Source organism: Isoptericola aurantiacus (assembly GCF_044769875.1).
Taxonomy (GTDB): Bacteria; Actinomycetota; Actinomycetes; order Actinomycetales; family Cellulomonadaceae; genus Isoptericola; species Isoptericola aurantiacus.
In genome coordinates this window covers 24,792-43,982 of the sequence record NZ_JBJBAE010000006.1, presented here as the reverse complement: position 1 = coordinate 43,982, position 19,191 = coordinate 24,792, and the positions used below count along the sequence as shown (strand labels likewise).

The following is a 19,191-nucleotide window of genomic DNA, read 5'->3' as shown; positions in this document are numbered from 1 at the left end:
TTCCGGAGCGCCGGGGCCTCCGCGAGGGTGGAGCCATGACCCGCCTCGTCCCCGGCCTCGGGATCGCCGCCGGCGCCACCGCGCTCCTGCTCGCGCTCGCCCCCGCGCTCGCGCAGGTGGCCCCGGCACTGTCCCCGCTGGTGCTGGCGCTGCTGGTGGGCGCGGCCACGGGATCGGTGCTCGGCGCCGCGGCGCGCCGGGACGCCGAGCGGCGGGTCAGCGGCCGGCGGTCCACGGCCCCCGGTCGTCGGCCTCTCGCCGCGCAGGTCCTGGACGCCGTCGGCCCCGGGACCGCCTGGACCGCCCGGTACGTGCTGCGCGCCGGGGTGGTGCTGCTGGGTCTGCAGCTCTCGCTCGGCGACGTGCTCGGGCTCGGGTGGCGCGGCGTCGCCGTCGTCGCCCTCACCGTGACGGTCACGTTCACCGCCACGCTCGCGATCGGCCGCCGGCTCGGCGTCGGGCGGGACGCCACGCTGCTGGTGGCCACCGGCTTCTCGATCTGCGGTGCGGCCGCCGTGTCGGCGATGACCGGCGTCCTCGACCGCGTCCCGGCGCGCCGGTCCCCCGCCACCGACGGGACGCCCGCCCCACCGCCGCCCGGCGACGACCCGCGCGGCGACGACGGGCCCGGCGCCGCCGCCGCCGTCGCGCTCGCGCTGGTCGCGCTCTACGGGACCGCCGCCGTCGTCGCCCTGCCCTGGCTCGCCGGCCTCCTGGGACTCACGGCGACCCAGTCCGGGCTGTGGATCGGCGCGAGCGTGCAGGAGGTCGCCCAGGTCGTCGCCGCTGCGGGCGCTGTCCCGGCGGCGGCCGCGCTCGCGACGGCCACCGTGGCCAAGCTCGCCCGGGTGGTGCTGCTCGCCCCCGTGGTGGCCACCGCGGGGGCCGTGCGCGCCCGGCGGGCAGCGCTCGCGGCACCGCGCACCGGCACCGGCTCGCACCTCCTCGCGGGGGGCGACGGCGGGGCCTCCGCCGACGGCGGCACACGGCCCGCACTCGTCCCCGGCTTCGTGCTGGGCTTCCTCGGCGCGGTGGTGCTGCGCAGCCTCGGTGTCGTCCCGCCGCTCGTGCTCGACGGCGCCGCCCACGCCACGACGGCGCTGTTCGTGGCCGCCATGTTCGCCCTCGGGCTCGGCGTCGACGTCCCCCGGCTGATCCGCACCGGACGGCGACCGCTGCTCCTCGGGGCGTGCGCCGCCGTCGTCGTCACCACGACGGCCCTCGCCGCGGTCCTGCTCCTGGCACCCTGAACCGCGAACGGACCGCGTCGCCCGGCTTCGGGACCGCTTGACCCTGCACCGGGGTGCAGGGTGCACGGTCGCTCCATGCACACCTCTACCGCACTGCGCGTCGTGAGGGCCTCGGCCGTCTACGACCTCGTCGCCACCGGCGGCTTCGCCCTGCCCTGGACGGCCGCCGTCGCCGTCGACCTGCTGGTCCGCCTCCACGGGGCGGCCGGGCTGTCCGGCACGGTCCCGCCCGCGGACGACCCGCTGACCGTGCTCTTCGCCAACCTCATGGGTGCCGTCGTCGTCGTGTGGTCCGTGGTGCGCCTGCGGCGTCCCACGCTCGCGCTCGGCGCCGCCGACACCGTCGCCCGCGCGCTGTTCAGCCTCGGCATGGTGGTCGCCCTGACCCAGGGGGCGACGGCGATCGTCGCCGCGTTCCTGGTGGTCGAGGTCGGGTGGTTCGCCGTCCAGGGCGGCGCCGTCCTGGCGGCGGTACGTACCGCGGCGGCGTCGCCTACGCTCGCGGCATGACCATCTCCGAGCTCGCCCGCCGGGCAGGCGTCAAGGTCTCCACGGTGCGGTTCTACGAGCGCCGCGGGGTGCTGCCGCCGCCGGAGCGCTCCGGGAACGGGTACCGCACCTACTCCCCGCAGGACGTGGCCCGGGTGCGGTTCCTCCGGCGCGGTCAGGAGCTCGGGTTCACCCTCGCCGAGCTCGCGGAGCTCGCCGCGCTGGCCGGCGGGGGCCGCCACGACGTCGTCGCGGCCGAGGTGCAGGAGGTCGGCACGGCCAAGCTGGCCGAGATCGACGCGCGGCTCGACGACCTGCGTCGGGTCCGCACGGCCCTCCAGGAACTCCTGGACGACCCGTGCGCCGGTCCGCGCACACCGTGCCCGGTCGTGGCCGCGCTGGCCGGCGACGCCGCCGTGCCCGTCGGCTGACCCGGCTCAGAGACCGAGCCCGGTCGCCACCTCCGCGAGGTTCGTCCCGACGACGATCCCGGCGGCGCGCATCGCTGCGGCGTCGGTGTCCTGCTCGTCGAGACGGCGCGCACCCGGCCGGTCGACCCAGACGCCCACCAGGCCGGCGTCGTGCGCGGCCGTGGCGTCGACGCGCGGCTCGTCGCCGACGTACGCCGTCCGCTCCGGCAGCGTCCCGAGCAGCCGCGCGCCCTCGAGGAACACGTCCGGGTGCGGCTTGCCGTAGCCGAGCGTGTCGACGCCGACCAGGACGGGCAGGTCGAGGCCGACGGCGGCCAGCTTGCGCTCCTGCAGGGCCACGGCGGCGTTCGTCACCACGCCCAGGGCGAGCCCCGCGGTCCGCAGGCGCGCGAGGAACGCCGCGGCGTCGTCGAACGCCCGCCACGAACGCTCGAACGTGCCCCAGAACAGCTCGTCCCAGGCGTCGAACGCGTCCTCGCCCACCGGCGCGCCACCGAAGGTGCGGTGCAGCAGGTCGGCGCGCAGCCGCCGCTGGGTGCGGTGGTCGGTCTCACCACGGGTGTAGGACCCGTAGTGGCCCGCAGGGTCCGCGCGCCAGTGGTCCAGCACCGCCGCGTGGTCGACGTCGCCGGGCAGATGGGCGTCGGCCACGGCCGCGAGCGCCGCCGCGAAGGCCCCCCGCGTGTCCACGAGCGTGTCGTCGACGTCCAGCAGGACGCCGTCGACCCGCGCGGTGACGGCACCGAGGGCGGTCACTGGACGGGGGCCTGCGGCGGGTTCTCGGCCAGGCGTGCCAGGGCGGCGTCGATGCGGCCGAGGGTGCGCTCGCGCCCGAGCACCTCGAGCGACTCGAAGAGCGGCAGGCCGATCGTGCGGCCCGTGACCGCGACACGCACCGGGGCCTGCGCCTTGCCGAGCTTGAGACCGTGCTGCTCCCCCGTGGTCGCCACGGCGTCCTTCAGCGCGTCGGCGGCCCAGGGCTCGAGCCCTGCCAGCACGCCGCGCACGTCGGCGAGCAGCTCGACGGCGCCCGGCTTCATCGCCTTGGTCCACGACCTCTCGTCCTCGACCGGGGCGTCCAGGAAGAGGAAGTCGACGTTGTCGGTGATGTCGCTCAGGAGGGCGACCCGGGACTGGGCCAGCGGCGCCACGGCGGCGAACGCCGCGGCGTCGAACTGCTCCTCCGCCCACGGGGCGTGCGGGGCGCGCAACCACGGCCCGACGGCGGCGATGAACTCGTCCACGCTCAGCGCCCGAATGTACTCGCCGTTGAACGCCGCGAGCTTCCTGAGGTCGAAGAACGCGGAGGCGGAGTTGACGTCCTCGATGCGGAACCGCGAGATCATCTCGGAGAACGGCAGGATCTCCTCGTCGTTGCCCGGCGCCCAGCCCAGCAGCATGAGGTAGTTGACCATCGCGGCGGGCAGGTAGCCCTCGGCGAGGTAGTCCTCGAGCGCCACCTTGTCGCGCCGCTTGGACAGCTTCTGGCGTTTCTCGTTGACGATCACCGGCAGGTGCGCCCACACGGGCGGCTCGGCGCCCAGCGCGGCCCAGAGCAGCTGCTGCTTGGGCGTGTTCGACAGGTGCTCCTCGCCCCTGATGACGTGGGTGATGCCCTCGTCCAGGTCGTCGACGACGTTGGCGAGCAGGAAGACCGGCGACCCGTCACCACGGGCGACGACGAAGTCCTCCATCGCGTCGTTCGGGAAGACGGGGTTGCCGCGGATCAGGTCGACCACCTGCGTCTCACCGGTGTCCGGGGTGCGGAACCGCAGGGCACGCCCCGGGGCCTCGTCCAGCCCGCGGTCGCGGCAGTGACCGTCGTAGCCGGAGTGCTGGTTGCCGGTGCGCGCGAGCACGTCGTCCCGGGTGCAGTCGCAGAAGTAGGCGCTGCCGGCCTCCCGCAGGCGCCGGGCGGCCTCCTGGTGCTTGCCGCGGTTCTCGGACTGGTAGTACGGCCCCTCGAACGTCGGGTCGTCGGCGTGCATGCCGAGCGCCGCGTGGGCGGCGAGGATGCCGTCCACCCACTCGGGCTTGTTGCGCGAGGCGTCGGTGTCCTCGATGCGCAGCACGAACCTCCCCCCGGTCTGCTTGGCGACGGCCCAGTTGAACAGCGCCGAGCGGGCGCCGCCCACGTGGAACATGCCGGTCGGCGACGGGGCGAAGCGGACACGGACGTCGGAAGAACCAGGTGCGGGGATCACGGGCACAGCCTAGTTGCCCGACACCGGTGCACCCGGTGGGCCGGGCGGCCGACGTCGCGGCGGTGCCGTCAGCGCGCGAGCACCAGGTGGTGGTCGAACGCGAACCGTTCGCTGCGCACCTGCCGCAGCCCGGCAGCGGTGGCCGCCCGGACGACGTCGACCGGGCGGTGCACGCGGAACCGCCACTCGCTGGCCCGCAGCACGGGGTAGACGTTGAGCGCGGCACCGGCGGCGCGCATCCACCACGTGCGCCGTGGGAACGCGACGACGAGGTACTCCCGCGTCCGGTCGGCCGCCGCGGTGACGAGCGCCCGCACGTCCGGGTAGCAGCACACCACCGAGTGCAGCGCGACGACGTCGGCGGGCCCGGCCAGGTCCGGGTGCGCCGCGAGGTCCCCGGTGCGCCGGTCCACGCGGTCCGCCAGGCCCGCCTCGACCAGGAGACGGTCGGCCACGCCGTCGTACCCGGTGGACATGTCCACGCAGGTGGCACGTTCGACGCCGGCCCGGAGCATCTCCACGGTGAAGTCGCCGATGCCTCCGCCGACCTCCAGCAGCGTCCGCCCGCCGACGACGCCGGAGCGGTACAGCTCGACCGTCCGCCGCGGGAGCGTGGTCAGGCCGGACCGGGCGTACCGGGCCGCGGCGCGGCGCGCCTCGCGCGCGTCGAAGACCTTCTCGTAGCCCTGCGGCTCGCAGCAGCTCACGGCTTCACCTCGGCCGACCGGCTCCGCCACTCGGTCGACCGGCTCCGCCACCACCGGGATCCGGCGGTGACGGAGGAGTCCGCGAGCGCCAGCGCGCACCACGCCGGCACGAGGGTCGCGGCGGCGACGAGCGCGACGACCCCCGGGGAGACGCCCGGGACGAGATCGCGCCGCACGTCGAGCACCACGAGCGCCAGCGGTCCCGTCCCGGCGGCGGCGGCGCTCACGACGAGCGTCCGCACGATGCGCCCGCGGCCCAGGAGCGCCCCCACCAGCGTCGCCAGTCCCGTCCACAGCACGGCGACGAGCCCGGTCACCGCACCGATCACCACGAGCAGCGGACCCGCGAGCGGCCCTCCGGCGTCGGCGCCGGTGACGAGGGCCAGCACCAGCAGACCGGCGTAGAGCAGCGCACCCAGCGCGAGGTAGCCCAGCCACACGGCGCCGCCCGCGGCCGCCCCGGCTACGACGCGGGCCGACGAGGTGACGGGATCCACCGTGCTCAGTCCTCGCGCCGCACCACGGGGTTGGCCAGCACGCCGATGCCCTCGACCTCGCACTCGACACGGTCGCCGGCGTCGATGCGCCCCACGCCCGCAGGCGTCCCTGTCAGCAGCACGTCACCCGGCAGCAGCGTCATCGCCTTCGACGCGTAGGAGACCAGGTAGGGGACGTCGAAGATCATCTGCGCCGTGCGGCCGTCCTGCTTGAGCTCGCCGTTGACACGCGAGCGCACCCCGACGTCCTCGGCGTCCAGGTCGGTCTCGATCCACGGCCCGAGCGGGCAGGCGGAGTCGAACCCCTTGGCCCGCGCCCACTGGTCGTCGGTGCGCTGGGCGTCGCGGGCGGTGACGTCGTTGGCCACCGTGTAGCCGAGCACGTAGGCGCGGGCGTTCTCCGGCTCGACGTCCTTGCACAGCTTGGAGATCACGACGGCGAGCTCGGCCTCGTAGGAGACCTCGCTGGTCCACTCCGGCAGGACGACGGGATCGTCCGGTCCGACGACGGAGGTGTTCGGCTTGAGGAACAGCAGCGGGGCGACCGGCGGCTCGCCGCCCATCTCCTGGACGTGGTCCAGGTAGTTGCGCCCGACGGCGACCACCTTGGAGCGCGGGATCACCGGGGCGAGCAGCCGGACGCCGTCGCCGAGCTCGATCCGCTCCCCCGTCGGCATGGCCGGCATGTACAGCGGGTCACCGCTGAGCACCGCCAGGTAGGTGGAGTCCCCCTCGGACTGGACGAAGGCGAATCGGGGGTCGTCGCCGGTGGTGAATCTCGCGATACGCACGTGACCAGGCTAACCGTCCGCGCCGGCTCTGCCACGCGCACGCCCGAGCCACCCCGCGGAACGGCCACGCGCCGTCGCGCCGCGCCGTCACACCCGGGCGAGGACCTCGCCGTGCAGGATGGCGAACCAGCCGTCGGGCGCCTGCGCCCAGGCGAGCCAGTCGTGGGCGAGCTGCTCGAGGGCGACGTCGTCGGCCAGGTTCGACTCGACGGCCTGCCGCGCGAAGTTCGACTCCACGCACCGCTCGGCCCAGACCTGCCCCCACCACTCACGGTCCGTGGGGGTGGCGTAGCACCAGGAGGACGCGCTGGGCACGGTGCCCGCGACGTCGAACCCCGCCTGCAGCACCCAGGAGAACAGGCGGCGCCCGGCGTCGGGCTCGAACCCGTAGGCGTGCGTCACCTCGTGGTAGAGCGTGTTCCACTCGGTCAGGCCGGCGGACTCCGGGTACCACGCCATCGCGGCGTAGTCGGCGTCGCGGACGGCGACCAGACCGCCCGGCCTGGCGACCCGCTTCATCTCCCGCAGCGCGGCCACGGGGTCGGACAGGTGCTGCAGGAGCTGGTGGGCGAAGACCACGTCGAACGTGTCGTCGTCGAACGGCAGCTCGTAGGCGTTGGCCTGCTCGAACCGCACGTTGTGCGCCCCGAGGGCGTCGGCGTGCGAGCGGGCGGCCTCGAGCACCGTCTCGGAGGCGTCGACGCCGACGACCTGCCCGCCGGCGAGGATCCGCGCCAGGTCCGTGGTGACCGTGCCCGGCCCGCAGCCCACGTCCAGCAGGTGCAGGTCGTCCTTCAGGTGCGGCAGCAGGAAGCCCGCGGAGTTGGGCGCGGTGCGCGCACGGTGGGCGCGCAGGACCGACTCGTGGTGCCCGTGGGTGTACGACTCGGACTCCTGGCTCGGCACCGTCTGGTGGCTGCTCGGCGCCTCGATGGCGTCCGACAGCGCTGCCCCCGACGGCTCGTCGGCCGCGCTCCCGTTCGGCCCGTCGGCCGGGCTGCCGAGGCTCGGCGGCTCCGGGAAGTCCGGCTCGGGGTCCATCGATCGATCGCTCATGACCCCAACCTAGTGAACGTCCGCCCACGGGACACTCCGTTTCTCACGGGCCGGGACGGCTGGCAGGATCGGCGCATGCCCACGCTGCGCGAGCGTCTGACCGGCGGACCGGGCCGCGTCGTCGGCCTGGACGTGGCCCGTGGCCTGGCGGTGCTCGGCATGTTCATCGCGCACGTCGGCGTCGTCGAGGGCTCCACCACCTGGTTCGTCGTCGCCGACGGGCGCTCGTCCGCGCTGTTCGCCCTCGTCGCCGGGGTGTCGCTCGCGCTGGTCACGGGCGGGTCTCGCCCCCTGGCGGGCGACGCCCTCGTCCACGCCCGGACCCGGCTGCTGGTGCGCGCGGCGCTGCTGCTGGCGCTGGTCGCGCTGCTCGACCTGCTCGGCACCCGGGTGCTGCTGATCCTCGGCTTCTACGCCGCCTACTTCGTGCTCGCGCTGCCGTTCCTGAGGTGGGGCCCCCGCCGGCTCGCGGCCGCCGCGCTGGTGGTGGCGCTGCTCGGGCCCCCTGTCGCCCTGTGGGGTCCGGTCGCCCTGGTCCGTGCCGGGCTGCACCTGCCCGACGACGGGTCGGGGGCCGTGACGGACTTCCTCCTGACGGGCCACTACCCCGCCGTGGTGTGGATGGCGTACGTCTTCGCCGGCATGGCCGTCGGTCGTTGCGACCTCACCGACGCCCGGCTGCGGGCGGGGCTCATGGTCGGCGGCCTGGCCGCCACGGTGCTCGGCTACGGCGCGTCGCTGTCGTTCCTGGGCGGGAGCGACGGCGTGACCGCCGTCGAGGAACAGGTCCTGGCGACCTCGGGCAGCGGGGGGTGGGTCGACCCGTGGCCGACGCCGCTCTACCTCGCCCTGCCCGGCCCGCACCACGAGAGCTGGCTGGACGTGCTGGGTACGGGTGGCTTCGCGCTCGCCGTCCTGGGCTTCTGCCTGGCGGCGGCGGGCAGCCGGTTCGGCGCGGCCGTGCTCGCGCCGCTCGCCGCGGTCGGTGCTCTGGCCCTGACGGTCTACTCGCTGCAGATCGTGGCGATCTGGCGGTGGGACCTGGTCGACGCCACGACGAACGGCCCGCTGCTGGCCCTCGTCCTGGTCTCGCTGGCAGCGGCCACCACCTGGCGCGCACTGGTCGGTTCCGGGCCGCTGGAACGGCTGTTCGCCGGCGTCGCCCGCCGCACGGCTCCCCCGCCCACCGCGGACCGCCCGGCCTCCTAGCCCGAACGCCTGGATCGACACTCCGCGCCGTCGGGCGCGACTCAGGGCGTGACCTCACCCACCACGGTGGTGCGCGTCGCCCCGCCGACCCACACCGCGCCGTCGTCGGTGCGGCGCACGTGCACACGGCCGCGGCGTCCGAGCACGGTGCCCTGGGAGGCGACGTACCGCGCGGGCAGCACCGTGCCCGCGAGCCACTGCCCGAACCCGGCGTTGAGGGAGCCGGTGACCGGGTCCTCCGGGACGCCGATCCCGGGGACGAACGCCCGCACCTCGACGTCGGCGTCCTCGACCCCGGCCGCGTACGGCCCGATCACCCCGATGGGGGTCCCGCCGAACGCCGAGAAGTCGGGTTCGAGCGAGAGCACCGCGCCGGCGTCGGCCAGCCGCACGCCCACCCAGCCGGGCCCGTTGTCCACCCAGGCGGCGTCCACGACGTCGGAGTGCGCGAGCCGCAGCGCACGCACGATGCGGTCCAGGTCCGCCGCGGCGACCGGCCCGGACCGCATCAGGGGCGGACCGGCGAACGCGAGCCGGCCGCCGGAGCGGTCCACCTCCACCAGGCCCACGCCGCACTCCTGGACGACGGCGTCCTCGCGTGCCGGTCGACCACCGGCCTCCAACCAGGCGTGCGCCGTGCCGAGCGTGGGATGGCCCGCGAACGGCAGCTCGCCGCCCGGCGTCCAGATCCGCACCCGGTAGTCCGCCCCGGCTGCGGTGGGCGGCAGCAGGAACGTCGTCTCGGACAGGTTGGTCCACCGGGCGAACGCGGCCATCTGCTCCTCGCTCCACGCGCCGGCGTCGTGGACCACCGCCACGGGGTTGCCGGCGAGCGGACCTGCGCCGAACACGTCGACCTGGCGGAAGGGGGACGTCGTCATGCCTGGCAGCCTAGGATGAGCGGCGCCCCTCGGCGCGTCACGCGCCGCCTACCCTGGACGGGTGCCTTCCTCCCCCGTGACCGCGACCGGCCGTCCCGCCGTCCCGCAGGGCTCCGTCGTCGGCGGCTGGCGGCGGCGTGCGGACGCGCACGCCGCACGCGCGGACGCGCTGACCGCCGTCTGGCGGGACGCCCGGGACCGCGGCCGCAAGCACGCGATCGAGGACTTCCTGTTCACCTACTACCCCACGCGCGTGGCCCACCTGCGCCGGTGGCACCCCGGTGCCGGCGTCGTCCTGCCGGGCGCGGCCGAGCACTCGTCCTGGCGCTGGTACCGCGACGTCACGCTGCCCGACGGTGGCACGGGCGCCACGCTCGACGTCGCGGCGTTCCTCGCCGAGCGCGGCGGCACCGTGCGCTACGTCCGCTCGTTGGTCGGGGCGACGGCGGGGCGTCCCGGCACGTTCGGCTGCTTCGGGCTGCACGAGTGGGCCATGGTCTACCGCGACCGTGAGGCCGGGCGGGACCACCGCCACCCGCTGCCGCTGCGGCTCGGCACCGCGGGCACCGACGACGTGGTCGAGTCCCACCGCATCGGGTGCTCGCACATCGACGCCTTTCGGTTCTTCACGCCGGAGGCGCGGGAGCGCAACACCCTGCGGCCCACCCGCGAGCGCCAGGTCGCGATGGAGCAGCCGGGATGCCTCCACGCGAACATGGACCTGTACAAGTGGTGCCAGAAGCTCGGACCCGCGGTGCCGGGCGAGTTGCCGCTGGACGCCTTCGAGCTCGCCCGCGACATCCGGTACACCGACATGGCGGCCTCGCCGTACGACGTCGCGGGCTACGGCGTCGAGCCGGTCGCGATCGAGACGGCGTCCGGCAAGGCGGAGTACGTGCGCCGACAGCGGGCCTTCGCCGAGCGGGCGCAGGTCCTGCGCGGACGGCTGCTGGAGGTCTGCGACGCGCTGCTCGCCGTCTGAGAGCCGCTACGCCCGGCCGACGGCGCGGGCGCGGTGCGCCGCCTGGGCGTTGCGGTTGGTGCAGGCGGTCGAGCAGTAGCGCCGCGACCGGTTGCGCGAGAGGTCGAGCACGACGCCGGCGCAGTCGTGGTCCGCGCACACGGCGAGGCGTGAGTGCTCGTCGCCGCGGACGACGTCGACCATGGCCATCGCGGTCTCGGCGACGATGCGGTCGGCGAGCGGTGCGGCGTCGTCGACGGCGTGCAGGTGCCAGTCCTCGTGCTCGTGCCGGACGAGCCGCGGCACGGCACCGACCTCGGCGAGCATCGTGTTGACGAGCGGGGCGACGTCGTCGCGGTCGGCGAGGAGGAGGGCGCGCAGTCGCGGGGCGAGACGGAGCACCCGGTCCCGCTCGTCCTCGGTGCCGTCGTGGCGACCGGTGTAGCCGTGACGCCGGAAGAAGTCGTCCAGGTCGGCCACGGTCGCCAGGGTGGCGGGGGGTTCCACGGCGTTGACGAGCTCGACGGCGGACCGCAGCGCAGCCGCGGCGTCAGGAGCAATGGGCACGTTGACACATTATCACTCCTCCACGTAGCGTCATGAGTCATGAAAGCAGTTGCACCTGACGACGTGGCCACGCCGTGGTCCGGCCGCCGGGCCGGGATCGCTCTGGCCGTGATCTCGGCGGTGAGCTTCAGCCTGTCCGGACCGTTGGCCGGCAGCCTCTTCACCACCGGCTGGAGCCCCGGCGCCGTCGTCCTGGTGCGCGTCGCGATCGGCGCCCTGGTCGTGCTCCCCCTCGGCATCGTCGCGCTGCGCGGCCGATGGCACCTCGTGCGCCGCAACCTGCGGCTGATCGCCCTCTACGGCGCGCTCGGCGTGGCGGCCACCCAGTTCTGCTACTTCGCCGCCGTGCAGCACATGCAGGTCGGCCCGGCGCTGCTCATCGAGTACTCGGCCCCCGCCGCCGTCGTCGTCTGGCTCTGGCTGCGCCACGGGCAACGCCCGACCCGGGCCACGATCGGCGGCATCGCGCTCGCCGCCGTCGGCCTGCTGCTGGTCCTCGACCTCACCGGCGCCAGCGTGAACCTCGCGGGGGCCGCCTGGGCGCTCGGCGCGATGGTGGGAGCCGCGGCCTACTTCCTCATCAACGCCCGCCTCGACACGGGGCTGCCCCCGCTGACCCTGGCCGCCGGCGGTCTCGCAGTAGGAACCCTCCTGCTCGGCACGCTCGCCGCGGTCGGCCTGCTCCCGGTCTCGGCGTCGGCCGACCCGGTCACGCTGGCCGGGGCCGCGATGCCGTGGTGGGCCGTGCTCGGAGTGCTCGGGCTCGTGACCGCCGGTGTCGCCTACGTCACCGGTGTGGCCGCGGGCCGCCGGCTCGGTGCCCGCGCCGCCGCGTTCGCGGGTCTGCTCGAGGTCGTCAGCGCCGTGCTCCTCGCCTGGCTGCTGCTCGACGAACTCCCCGGCCCCGTCCAGATGGTCGGCGGAGCGCTGGTGCTGGCCGGCGTCGTCGTGGTCCAGCAGGCGGAGGCCGCCACGGCGCGGCGGCTCACGGCGGAGGCGGCCTCGCACCGGGCGTCCTGAGTCTGTGATGATGCGGGGCGTGAGAACCCCGACGCTGGCCTGTGTCCCGGAAGGGCCCGTCGCCGTGCCGGACGCCGTGCGGCGACTGGCAGGCGACGACGCCGTGACCCCGGTGTGGCGCAACGTCCTCGGCGGGCTGACGTTCCGGATCTCCGGCCCGGCTGCCGGCTCCGGGCAGGAGGCGGAGCGCTTCGTCAAGTGGGTCACCGCCGGCACCTCGGGCCTGGACCTCGACGGCGAGGCGGAGCGGCTCGCGTGGGCGGGGGCCTACGTCACCGTCCCGACCGTGCTGGAGCGCGGCCGGGACGCCACCGGCACCTGGCTGGCCACGCGTGCGCTGCCGGGCCGCTCCGCCGTGGACCCGGTGTGGGTGGCGCGGCCCGCTGCCGCCGCCCGAGCGGTCGGAGCCGGCCTCCGTGCCCTCCACGACGCCCTGCCCGTCGCCGACTGCCCGTTCACGTGGGGTGCGGCCGAGCGATCGGCCCGGCTCTCCGCCGCCGGCCGCAGGGACCTCGGCGAGGTGCCCGCGATCGACCGGCTGGTCGTGTGCCACGGGGACGCGTGCGCACCGAACACCCTGATCGACGACGACGGCACCTGGTCCGGGCACGTGGACCTCGCGGCCCTGGGGATCGCGGACCGGTGGGCCGACCTGGCCGTGGCGAGCATGAGCCTGGGCTGGAACTACGGCGACGGGTACGAGGCGGAGTTCTTCGACGCCTACGGCATCACCCCGGACGCCGAGCGGATCGCCTTCTACCGCCGGCTGTTCCAGCTGGACTGATCGGCTCCTGGGTACGGGTGACCCCGTAGCGCCGCGGCGAGGATCCCGGCGAGGATACGCGGTTCACCCGATGTGCCGACGCCGGCACCCGCCTAGCGTCGAGCGCGCCCAGATCCCTGACGACAGGAGAGACCCGATGCGATGGCGCTCCACGCTGGTCGCCGCCGTGACCGGCGCGCTGGCCCTCATGACCCCCCTGGCCCTGGCCCCGGCAGCCTCCGCCCACGGGTGGATCACCGACCCGCCCAGCCGCGCGGACCACTGCGCGCAGGGCACCGTGACGTTCGACTGCGGCGGGCTGCAGTACGAGCCGCAGAGCGTCGAGGCGCCCAAGGGCTCGATGCAGTGCTCCGGCGGCAGCGGGTTCGAGGTGCTCGACGACGAGTCCCTGCCCTGGCCGCGCACCTCGGTCGGTTCCACCGTGACGATGAAGTGGCAGCTGACCGCACGCCACTCCACCAGCACCTGGGAGTACTTCGTGGACGGGGTGCTGCACCGCACCTTCGACGACGGCGGCGCCCAGCCGGGTGCCGTCGTCGAGCACACGCTCGACTCGCTGCCGGCCGGCGACCACACCATCCTGGCGCGCTGGAACGTCGCCGACACCGCGATGGCGTTCTACTCCTGCGTCGACGTCACCGTCGGCGGCGGCAGCCCCGACCCGACACCCACCCCCGACCCGACCGACCCGACGGACCCCGGTGACTGCGAGGCTCCGGCCTGGGACTCCGCCGCCGTCTACCTCGGCGGCGACCAGGTGTCGGTCGACGGCCGCACCTACCAGGCCCAGTGGTGGACCCGCGGTGAGGACCCGACCGCGTCCGGCCAGTGGGGCGTGTGGAACGACCTCGGCACCTGCTGACCCTCCCGGACGCATCGAGCGTGCCGGGTTGTTCCTCACCCGCTGCCGGTGAGGAACAACCCGGCACGCTCGATGCGCCGTCGGGGAGGGCTGACACAATGACCGCACGATGACTGCCACCGACGCCTCCTCCCCCACCACGACCACGGCGACCCCCCGACCGGCCGGCACCCTGCTGCCGCACCTGCCCGCACCGACGGGCTCGGCGCCGGACCCGGACGCGCTGTTCGAGGGGTTCGGCGAGTGGGCGGCGGCGTCCGGGCGCCCGCTGTACCCCCACCAGGAAGAAGCGCTGCTGGAGCTCATGACGGGCTCGCACGTCGTCCTGGCCACCCCGACCGGGTCGGGCAAGTCGATGGTGGCCATGGGTGCGCAGTTCGCCGCCCTGGCCGGCCGACGGGCGGGGAGGGGCGGGCGCACCTACTACACGGCACCGCTCAAGGCGCTGGTCAGCGAGAAGTTCTTCGACCTCGTGGCGGCGTTCGGGTCGCGCAACGTCGGCATGATGACCGGCGACAGCGCGGTGAACGCCGACGCCCCCATCATCTGCTGCACCGCGGAGATCCTGGCGAACCTCGCCCTGCGCAACGGCGCCGGGACGCCGGGCGACGACGACTTCATCGGTCAGGTCGTCATGGACGAGTTCCACTACTACGGCGACCCGCAGCGCGGTTGGGCCTGGCAGGTACCGCTGCTCGAGCTGCCGCACACCCAGTTCCTGCTCATGTCCGGCACGCTCGGCGACACCACCCGCCTGCGCGAGGACCTCGCCGAACGCACCGGTCGCGACGTCGCCGAGGTCACGGGCGCCGAGCGCCCCGTGCCGCTGACCTTCACCTACGTCACCGACCCCCTGCCCGAGGTGATCGAGGAGCTCGTCACCACCCACCGGGCGCCGGTCTACGTGGTCCACTTCACCCAGAAGGACGCCGTCGACCGCGCCCAAGCGCTGCTGAGCACCAAGCTGGCCTCCAAGGAGGAGAAGCAGGCGATCATCGACGAGATCGGGGCGTTCCGGTTCGGCACCGGGTTCGGCAAGATCCTGTCCAAGTACCTGCGCGCCGGTGTGGGCGTGCACCACGCCGGGATGCTGCCCAAGTACCGCCGGCTGGTGGAACGCCTCACGCAGAAGGGCCTGCTGAAGGTCGTCTGCGGCACCGACACGCTCGGCGTCGGCATCAACGTGCCGATCCGCACCGTCCTCATGACGTCTCTGGTGAAGTTCGACGGCGAGCGGATGCGCCACCTCACGGCGCGGGAGTTCCACCAGATCTCGGGACGGGCGGGCCGCGCCGGGTTCGACACCCTCGGCGAGGTCCTGGTCATGGCCCCCGAGCACGTCATCGAGAACCGCAAGGCGGTGGCCAAGGCGGGCGACGACCCGAAGAAGCTCAAGAAGCTGGTCCGCAAGAAGGCGCCGTCGGGATCGGTCAACTGGACGGACTCCACCTTCGAGCGGCTGCGCGACGCCCCGCCGGAACCGCTGGCCAGCCAGTTCCACGTCACCCACGCGATGGTCCTCAACGTGCTGGCCCGCACGCGCGACGACGGCGCCCGGTCGGCGGCCGAGGGGCACGACGGCGGTGCCGTCGACCCCGTGGAGGCGATGCGGCACCTGCTCACCACCAATCACGACACCCCCGCGCAGCAGGCCCAGCACGTGCGCCAGGCGCTGCGCATCTACCGCTCCCTGCGGGTGGCAGGGGTCGTCGAGCGCGTGCGCGTCCCCGACCCGGCGCGACCGGCCGGCTACCGGCCCAGCGTCCGCCTGGAGGTCGACCTGCCCCGCGACTTCGCGCTCAACGCCCCGCTGTCGCCGTTCGCGCTCGCTGCCATGGACCTGCTCGACGTCGACTCCGCCACGCACGCGCTCGACGTCGTCTCGGTCATCGAGGCCACCCTGGACGACCCGCGGCAGATCCTGTTCGGTCAGCAGAAGAAGGCCCGCGGCGAGGCCGTCGCGGCGATGAAGGCCGAGGGCATCGAGTACGACGAACGCATGGAGCTGTTGGAGGAGGTCACCTGGCCACGGCCGCTCGCCGACCTGCTGGAGCCCGCCTTCGCGCAGTACAAGCAGACCAACCCGTGGGTCGCCGGTGCCGAGCTCGCGCCGAAGTCCGTGGTGCGCGACATGCTCGAGCAGGCGATGACGTTCGCCGAGCTCGTGAGCGTCTACGGCCTCGAGCGCACCGAGGGCGTGGTGCTGCGCTACCTCGCCGACGCGTTCCGCGCCGTGCGCCAGGTGGTGCCCGACGAGCACCGCACCGAGGACGTCCACGAGGTCATCGAGTGGCTCGGCGAGCTGGTGCGCGGGGTCGACTCCTCGCTGCTGGACGAGTGGGAGCGGCTGCAGAACCCCGTCGACGACGACGCCGACGAGGTGGTGCAGGGCGAGCTGGCCGAGGCGGGGGCCGAGGCCCCGGCCCGCCCCGTCACCGGCAACCCCCGGTCCTTCCGCCGCCTGGTGCGCAACGCCATGTTCCGCCGGGTCGAGCTCGCCGCTCGGGAGGACTACGACGCCCTGGAGGCGCTCGACAAGGCCTCCGGCTGGGACGGGGACGCCTGGGCCGACGCCCTGGAGGACCTGTTCGAGTCCCAGGGCGACGACGCGATCGGGTTCGGTGCGGACGCCCGCGCCACGTCGCTGCTGACCCTGCTGGAACCGGGCGCCGCGCTGCCGGCCGGGGCCGCGCCGTCGGACCTCACGACCGTGCCCGCGGGCACGTGGTGGGTACGCCAGGTGCTCGACGACGCGCACGGCGACCGCGACTGGACGATCACGGCGCTGGTGGACCTGCCGGCCTCGGACGAGGCGGGCGCGCCGGTGGTGCAGGTGGTGGCCGTCGGGCGGATCTGATCGACCGGGGCCCGCCCACCGGCGTCAGACGACGCCCGACAGCCCGCGGGCCAGCGTCGCCACCCCGCCCACGTAGGCCAGCGCGATGAGCACACGTCGCATCGCGACGGCGGAGACCCGCGGCGCGAGCGCGTCGCCCACGGCCAGCCCGCCCACGATCGCCGCCATGAGCAGCGCCCACTCCCACCCGGTCAGGGCCGGGAACGAGGCGTCCGCCAGGACGAGCTTGGCCACGAGCGCCGCCAGGGCGTTGGCGGCGAAGAACGGCTGCGCCGTCGCCGCGAACTTCTTGGGGTCCCAGCCGCTCAGCACCGCGTAGACCGCCACCGGCGGACCACCGATCCCCGCGGCCACGGACCCGAACCCGCTGGCGACACCGGTCGTGGCCAGCGGCCACCGCGCCGCCCGCGGGAGCGGGTGGGCCCCCTCGCGCCGCAGCCGCGAGGTGACGACGGCGAGCGTCATCGCCGCGATCACCACCGCCCCGACGGTGATCTCGAGGGCCGAGGAGCTCGCGTCACGCAGCAGCAGCGCCGCCGGCACCGTGACGACGATCGACGACGACGCCAGCCAGGCGAACGTGCGCCACTCCACGTCCCGCACCACCCGGCCGAGGATGATCGTCGAGGCGATGGCACCGGACAGGTTGACGAAGAGCACGCCCTCCAGCGGTCCCACGATGAGCACGATGAACGGCCCGGCGACCAGCCCGAACCCCATGCCCGACACCCGCTGCAGGATCCCGCCGACGAGGATGGCCAGGACGAGGAGGGCGAGCACGGGCTCCACCGTACGCCCGCGGCACCCCGCCCGACGGCGGCACGCGCGCCGCGCCGTCGGGCACACTGTGTCCGTGTCGAGGAAGAAGAAGCCGGCGAGCGGATCCACCCCGGCCGTCCTCGCGCTGGAGCAGGCGGGGGTGGCGCACTCGCTGCACCCGTACCACCACGACCCCTCCGGCGACCTCGGCTACGGGCTGGAGGCCGCCGCCGCGATCGGCGTGCCGGCCGCGCAGGTCTTCAAGACGCTCCTGGCCGACGTCGACGGCGCGCTCGTCGTCGCCGTCGTGCCGGTGACCGGGTCGCTGGACCTCAAGGCGCTGGCACGTGCCGTCGGCGGCAAGCGCGCCGCGATGGCCGACGTCACGCGGGCCGAGCGCGCCACCGGGTACGTGGCCGGGGGCATCGCGCCGCTCGGGCAGCGCACGGCGCACCCGACCGTCGTCGACACCGCGGCCCTCGCGTTCGAGGCGGTCTACGTCTCCGGCGGGCGGCGTGGGCTGGACGTCTCGCTGGCGCCCGCCGACCTGGTGTCGCTGACGGGTGCGGTGACGGCGCCGATCGGCCGCTGAGAACCGGCGTCAGGAACGCTGCGGCGGGGCCGGCTGGTACGCCGGGTACGGGGCGTCGCTGGGCACGATGTCCTTGCCCAGCGGCAGCAGCGAGACCGGGATCAGCTTGAGGTTCGCGATCGCGAGGGGGATCCCGATGATCGTGACCGCCTGGAGGACCGCGGTGACGACGTGGCTCAGCGCGATCCACCAGCCGGCGAAGACGATCCACACGATGTTGCCCAGCACCGACCAGCCGCCCGCACCGGGCTTGTCCACCACGGTCCGCCCGAAGGGCCACAGCGCGTAGCCGGCGATCCGGAAGGAGGCGATCCCCCAGGGGATCGTCACGATGAGGACGCAGCAGACGAGGCCCACCAGGGCGTACTCGAGCGCCAGCACCAGGCCGCCGAACACCAGCCAGATCACGTTGAGGATCGCCTTCATCCCCCGATTGTCCCGCGCCGCCGACGCACCGGCATCGGGGACGTCCCGGAGAACGACCCCCCGTTCCTACACTGGGCGTCATGCCCTCGCTCCACGACCGCGTCCTGGCCGTCCGGACCCGCCTGGACGACGCCGCCACCGCCGCCGGACGGGACCCCCGGGACGTGCGGCTGCTGCTGGCCACCAAGACCCAGGACGCCACGACCGTGCTGGACGCCGTGCTCGCCGCCACCGAGGTCGCGGCCGACCGGGGCGACGACGGTCCCGTGCTCGTCGGGGAGAACCGGGTGCAGGAGCTCGTGGCCAAGGCGCCGGCACTGACCGACCTGGTCACCGCCGGGCGCGTCGAGGTGCACATGATCGGTGCGCTGCAGCGCAACAAGATCAACCAGATGCTGCCCACGGTGACCGGCCTGGCGACCGTCGACCGGTGGTCGCTGGCCGAGGCCGTGGCACAGCGCTGCGTGCGGGACGGCCGCGTCCTGGACGTCATGGTGCAGGTCAACGTCTCCGGGGAGCCCTCGAAGGGCGGGGCGGACCCGTCGGGTGCCGCCGAGCTGGCCACGCGGGTCGCCGCCCTGGACGGGCTGCGGCTCGTCGGGTTCATGACCATCGGGGCGAACACCCCCGACGAGGCCGAGGTCCGGTCCGGGTTCGCGCGCCTGCGGGAGATCCGCGACGAGGTGGTGGCCTCCGGCGCACCCGGCACCGGCGACGCCCGCGAGCTCTCGATGGGGATGTCCACCGATCTGGAGCTCGCCGTCGCCGAGGGCGCCACGATCGTGCGCGTCGGCACCGCGATCTTCGGGCAGCGCCCACCGGTCTGACCTGCTCGGGATCCGCGCCGG

General features: G+C 74.6%; 21 protein-coding genes. 11 read left to right on the top strand and 10 right to left on the bottom strand.

What is annotated here, in order from left to right; translation table 11 throughout:
* Nucleotides 1-35 precede the first annotated feature (35 nt).
* From ACIQLL_RS15315 to ACIQLL_RS15305, 3 genes are all read left to right on the top strand, one after another.
* Nucleotides 36-1,250: a YeiH family protein gene (locus tag ACIQLL_RS15315; RefSeq protein ID WP_402468926.1), complete on the top strand. Its 1,215-nt coding sequence runs from the start codon at nucleotides 36-38 to the stop codon at nucleotides 1,248-1,250.
* Nucleotides 1,251-1,325: 75 nt separating this feature from the next.
* The gene (locus tag ACIQLL_RS15310) at nucleotides 1,326-1,760 is read left to right on the top strand and encodes a hypothetical protein (protein ID WP_402468924.1); all 435 of its coding nucleotides are present in this window, start codon (nucleotides 1,326-1,328) and stop codon (nucleotides 1,758-1,760) included.
* Entirely contained in the window at nucleotides 1,757-2,170 is a 414-nt protein-coding gene (locus ACIQLL_RS15305) for a MerR family transcriptional regulator (protein ID WP_402468921.1), read from the top strand. Before ACIQLL_RS15310 ends, ACIQLL_RS15305 begins: the two co-directional genes overlap by 4 nt.
* Nucleotides 2,171-2,176: 6 nt before the next feature.
* Here ACIQLL_RS15305 and ACIQLL_RS15300 read toward each other — a convergent pair whose 3' ends face one another.
* The 6 genes from ACIQLL_RS15300 to ACIQLL_RS15275 form a co-directional block, all read right to left on the bottom strand.
* On the bottom strand, nucleotides 2,177-2,926 hold the full coding sequence (locus ACIQLL_RS15300; protein WP_402468918.1) for an HAD family hydrolase: 750 nt from the start codon (nucleotides 2,924-2,926) through the stop codon (nucleotides 2,177-2,179).
* The gene (gltX, locus tag ACIQLL_RS15295) at nucleotides 2,923-4,374 is read right to left on the bottom strand and encodes a glutamate--tRNA ligase (protein ID WP_402468915.1); all 1,452 of its coding nucleotides are present in this window, start codon (nucleotides 4,372-4,374) and stop codon (nucleotides 2,923-2,925) included. Before gltX ends, ACIQLL_RS15300 begins: the two co-directional genes overlap by 4 nt.
* Nucleotides 4,375-4,442: 68 nt before the next feature.
* Entirely contained in the window at nucleotides 4,443-5,081 is a 639-nt protein-coding gene (locus ACIQLL_RS15290) for a class I SAM-dependent methyltransferase (protein ID WP_402468913.1), read from the bottom strand.
* On the bottom strand, nucleotides 5,078-5,578 hold the full coding sequence (locus tag ACIQLL_RS15285) for a hypothetical protein (protein ID WP_402468911.1): 501 nt from the start codon (nucleotides 5,576-5,578) through the stop codon (nucleotides 5,078-5,080). The genes ACIQLL_RS15290 and ACIQLL_RS15285 overlap by 4 nt, the downstream gene beginning before the upstream one ends.
* Nucleotides 5,579-5,583: 5 nt before the next feature.
* A complete protein-coding gene (locus ACIQLL_RS15280) occupies nucleotides 5,584-6,369 on the bottom strand; it encodes a fumarylacetoacetate hydrolase family protein (protein ID WP_402468909.1) in 786 nt (261 codons plus the stop codon).
* Nucleotides 6,370-6,456: 87 nt separating this feature from the next.
* The gene (locus ACIQLL_RS15275) at nucleotides 6,457-7,275 is read right to left on the bottom strand and encodes a class I SAM-dependent methyltransferase (RefSeq protein WP_402469475.1); all 819 of its coding nucleotides are present in this window, start codon (nucleotides 7,273-7,275) and stop codon (nucleotides 6,457-6,459) included.
* Between the two features lie 225 nt (nucleotides 7,276-7,500).
* Here ACIQLL_RS15275 and ACIQLL_RS15270 point away from each other — a divergent pair, with 225 nt between their 5' ends.
* Nucleotides 7,501-8,634, top strand: a complete 1,134-nt coding sequence (locus tag ACIQLL_RS15270; RefSeq protein WP_402468906.1) for a heparan-alpha-glucosaminide N-acetyltransferase domain-containing protein — start codon at nucleotides 7,501-7,503, stop codon at nucleotides 8,632-8,634.
* A 41-nt stretch (nucleotides 8,635-8,675) separates the two neighbouring features.
* On the opposite strand, the gene ACIQLL_RS15265 is transcribed toward ACIQLL_RS15270, so the two are convergent.
* Entirely contained in the window at nucleotides 8,676-9,515 is an 840-nt protein-coding gene (locus ACIQLL_RS15265) for a PhzF family phenazine biosynthesis protein (protein WP_402468904.1), read from the bottom strand.
* Between the two features lie 76 nt (nucleotides 9,516-9,591).
* Here ACIQLL_RS15265 and ACIQLL_RS15260 point away from each other — a divergent pair, with 76 nt between their 5' ends.
* Nucleotides 9,592-10,497 carry a 3-methyladenine DNA glycosylase gene (locus ACIQLL_RS15260; protein ID WP_402469473.1) on the top strand — a complete coding sequence of 302 codons (906 nt, stop codon included), beginning with the start codon at nucleotides 9,592-9,594 and terminating at the stop codon, nucleotides 10,495-10,497.
* 6 nt (nucleotides 10,498-10,503) lie between these two features.
* Here ACIQLL_RS15260 and ACIQLL_RS15255 read toward each other — a convergent pair whose 3' ends face one another.
* Complete coding sequence (locus ACIQLL_RS15255) at nucleotides 10,504-11,043, bottom strand: CGNR zinc finger domain-containing protein (RefSeq protein WP_402468902.1); 540 nt, start codon at nucleotides 11,041-11,043, stop codon at nucleotides 10,504-10,506.
* 39 nt (nucleotides 11,044-11,082) lie between these two features.
* Here ACIQLL_RS15255 and ACIQLL_RS15250 point away from each other — a divergent pair, with 39 nt between their 5' ends.
* The 4 genes from ACIQLL_RS15250 (at nucleotide 11,083) to ACIQLL_RS15235 (ending at nucleotide 16,566) form a co-directional block, all read left to right on the top strand.
* Complete coding sequence (locus tag ACIQLL_RS15250) at nucleotides 11,083-12,063, top strand: EamA family transporter (RefSeq protein WP_402468900.1); 981 nt, start codon at nucleotides 11,083-11,085, stop codon at nucleotides 12,061-12,063.
* 19 nt (nucleotides 12,064-12,082) lie between these two features.
* On the top strand, nucleotides 12,083-12,847 hold the full coding sequence (locus tag ACIQLL_RS15245; protein WP_402468897.1) for a phosphotransferase: 765 nt from the start codon (nucleotides 12,083-12,085) through the stop codon (nucleotides 12,845-12,847).
* Between the two features lie 136 nt (nucleotides 12,848-12,983).
* Nucleotides 12,984-13,709, top strand: a complete 726-nt coding sequence (locus ACIQLL_RS15240; protein ID WP_402468894.1) for a lytic polysaccharide monooxygenase — start codon at nucleotides 12,984-12,986, stop codon at nucleotides 13,707-13,709.
* A gap of 109 nt (nucleotides 13,710-13,818) precedes the next feature.
* The gene (locus tag ACIQLL_RS15235) at nucleotides 13,819-16,566 is read left to right on the top strand and encodes a DEAD/DEAH box helicase (protein WP_402468891.1); all 2,748 of its coding nucleotides are present in this window, start codon (nucleotides 13,819-13,821) and stop codon (nucleotides 16,564-16,566) included.
* A gap of 24 nt (nucleotides 16,567-16,590) precedes the next feature.
* On the opposite strand, the gene ACIQLL_RS15230 is transcribed toward ACIQLL_RS15235, so the two are convergent.
* Nucleotides 16,591-17,346, bottom strand: coding sequence for a TSUP family transporter (locus ACIQLL_RS15230; protein ID WP_402468889.1), 756 nt, complete (start codon nucleotides 17,344-17,346; stop codon nucleotides 16,591-16,593).
* A gap of 67 nt (nucleotides 17,347-17,413) precedes the next feature.
* On the opposite strand from ACIQLL_RS15230, the gene ybaK reads away from it, so the two are divergent.
* Nucleotides 17,414-17,917 carry a Cys-tRNA(Pro) deacylase gene (gene ybaK / locus ACIQLL_RS15225; protein WP_402468887.1) on the top strand — a complete coding sequence of 168 codons (504 nt, stop codon included), beginning with the start codon at nucleotides 17,414-17,416 and terminating at the stop codon, nucleotides 17,915-17,917.
* A gap of 9 nt (nucleotides 17,918-17,926) precedes the next feature.
* On the opposite strand, the gene ACIQLL_RS15220 is transcribed toward ybaK, so the two are convergent.
* Nucleotides 17,927-18,343 carry a YccF domain-containing protein gene (locus ACIQLL_RS15220; protein ID WP_402468883.1) on the bottom strand — a complete coding sequence of 139 codons (417 nt, stop codon included), beginning with the start codon at nucleotides 18,341-18,343 and terminating at the stop codon, nucleotides 17,927-17,929.
* A gap of 80 nt (nucleotides 18,344-18,423) precedes the next feature.
* On the opposite strand from ACIQLL_RS15220, the gene ACIQLL_RS15215 reads away from it, so the two are divergent.
* Nucleotides 18,424-19,170 carry a YggS family pyridoxal phosphate-dependent enzyme gene (locus ACIQLL_RS15215; RefSeq protein WP_402468881.1) on the top strand — a complete coding sequence of 249 codons (747 nt, stop codon included), beginning with the start codon at nucleotides 18,424-18,426 and terminating at the stop codon, nucleotides 19,168-19,170.
* Nucleotides 19,171-19,191 lie beyond the last annotated feature (21 nt).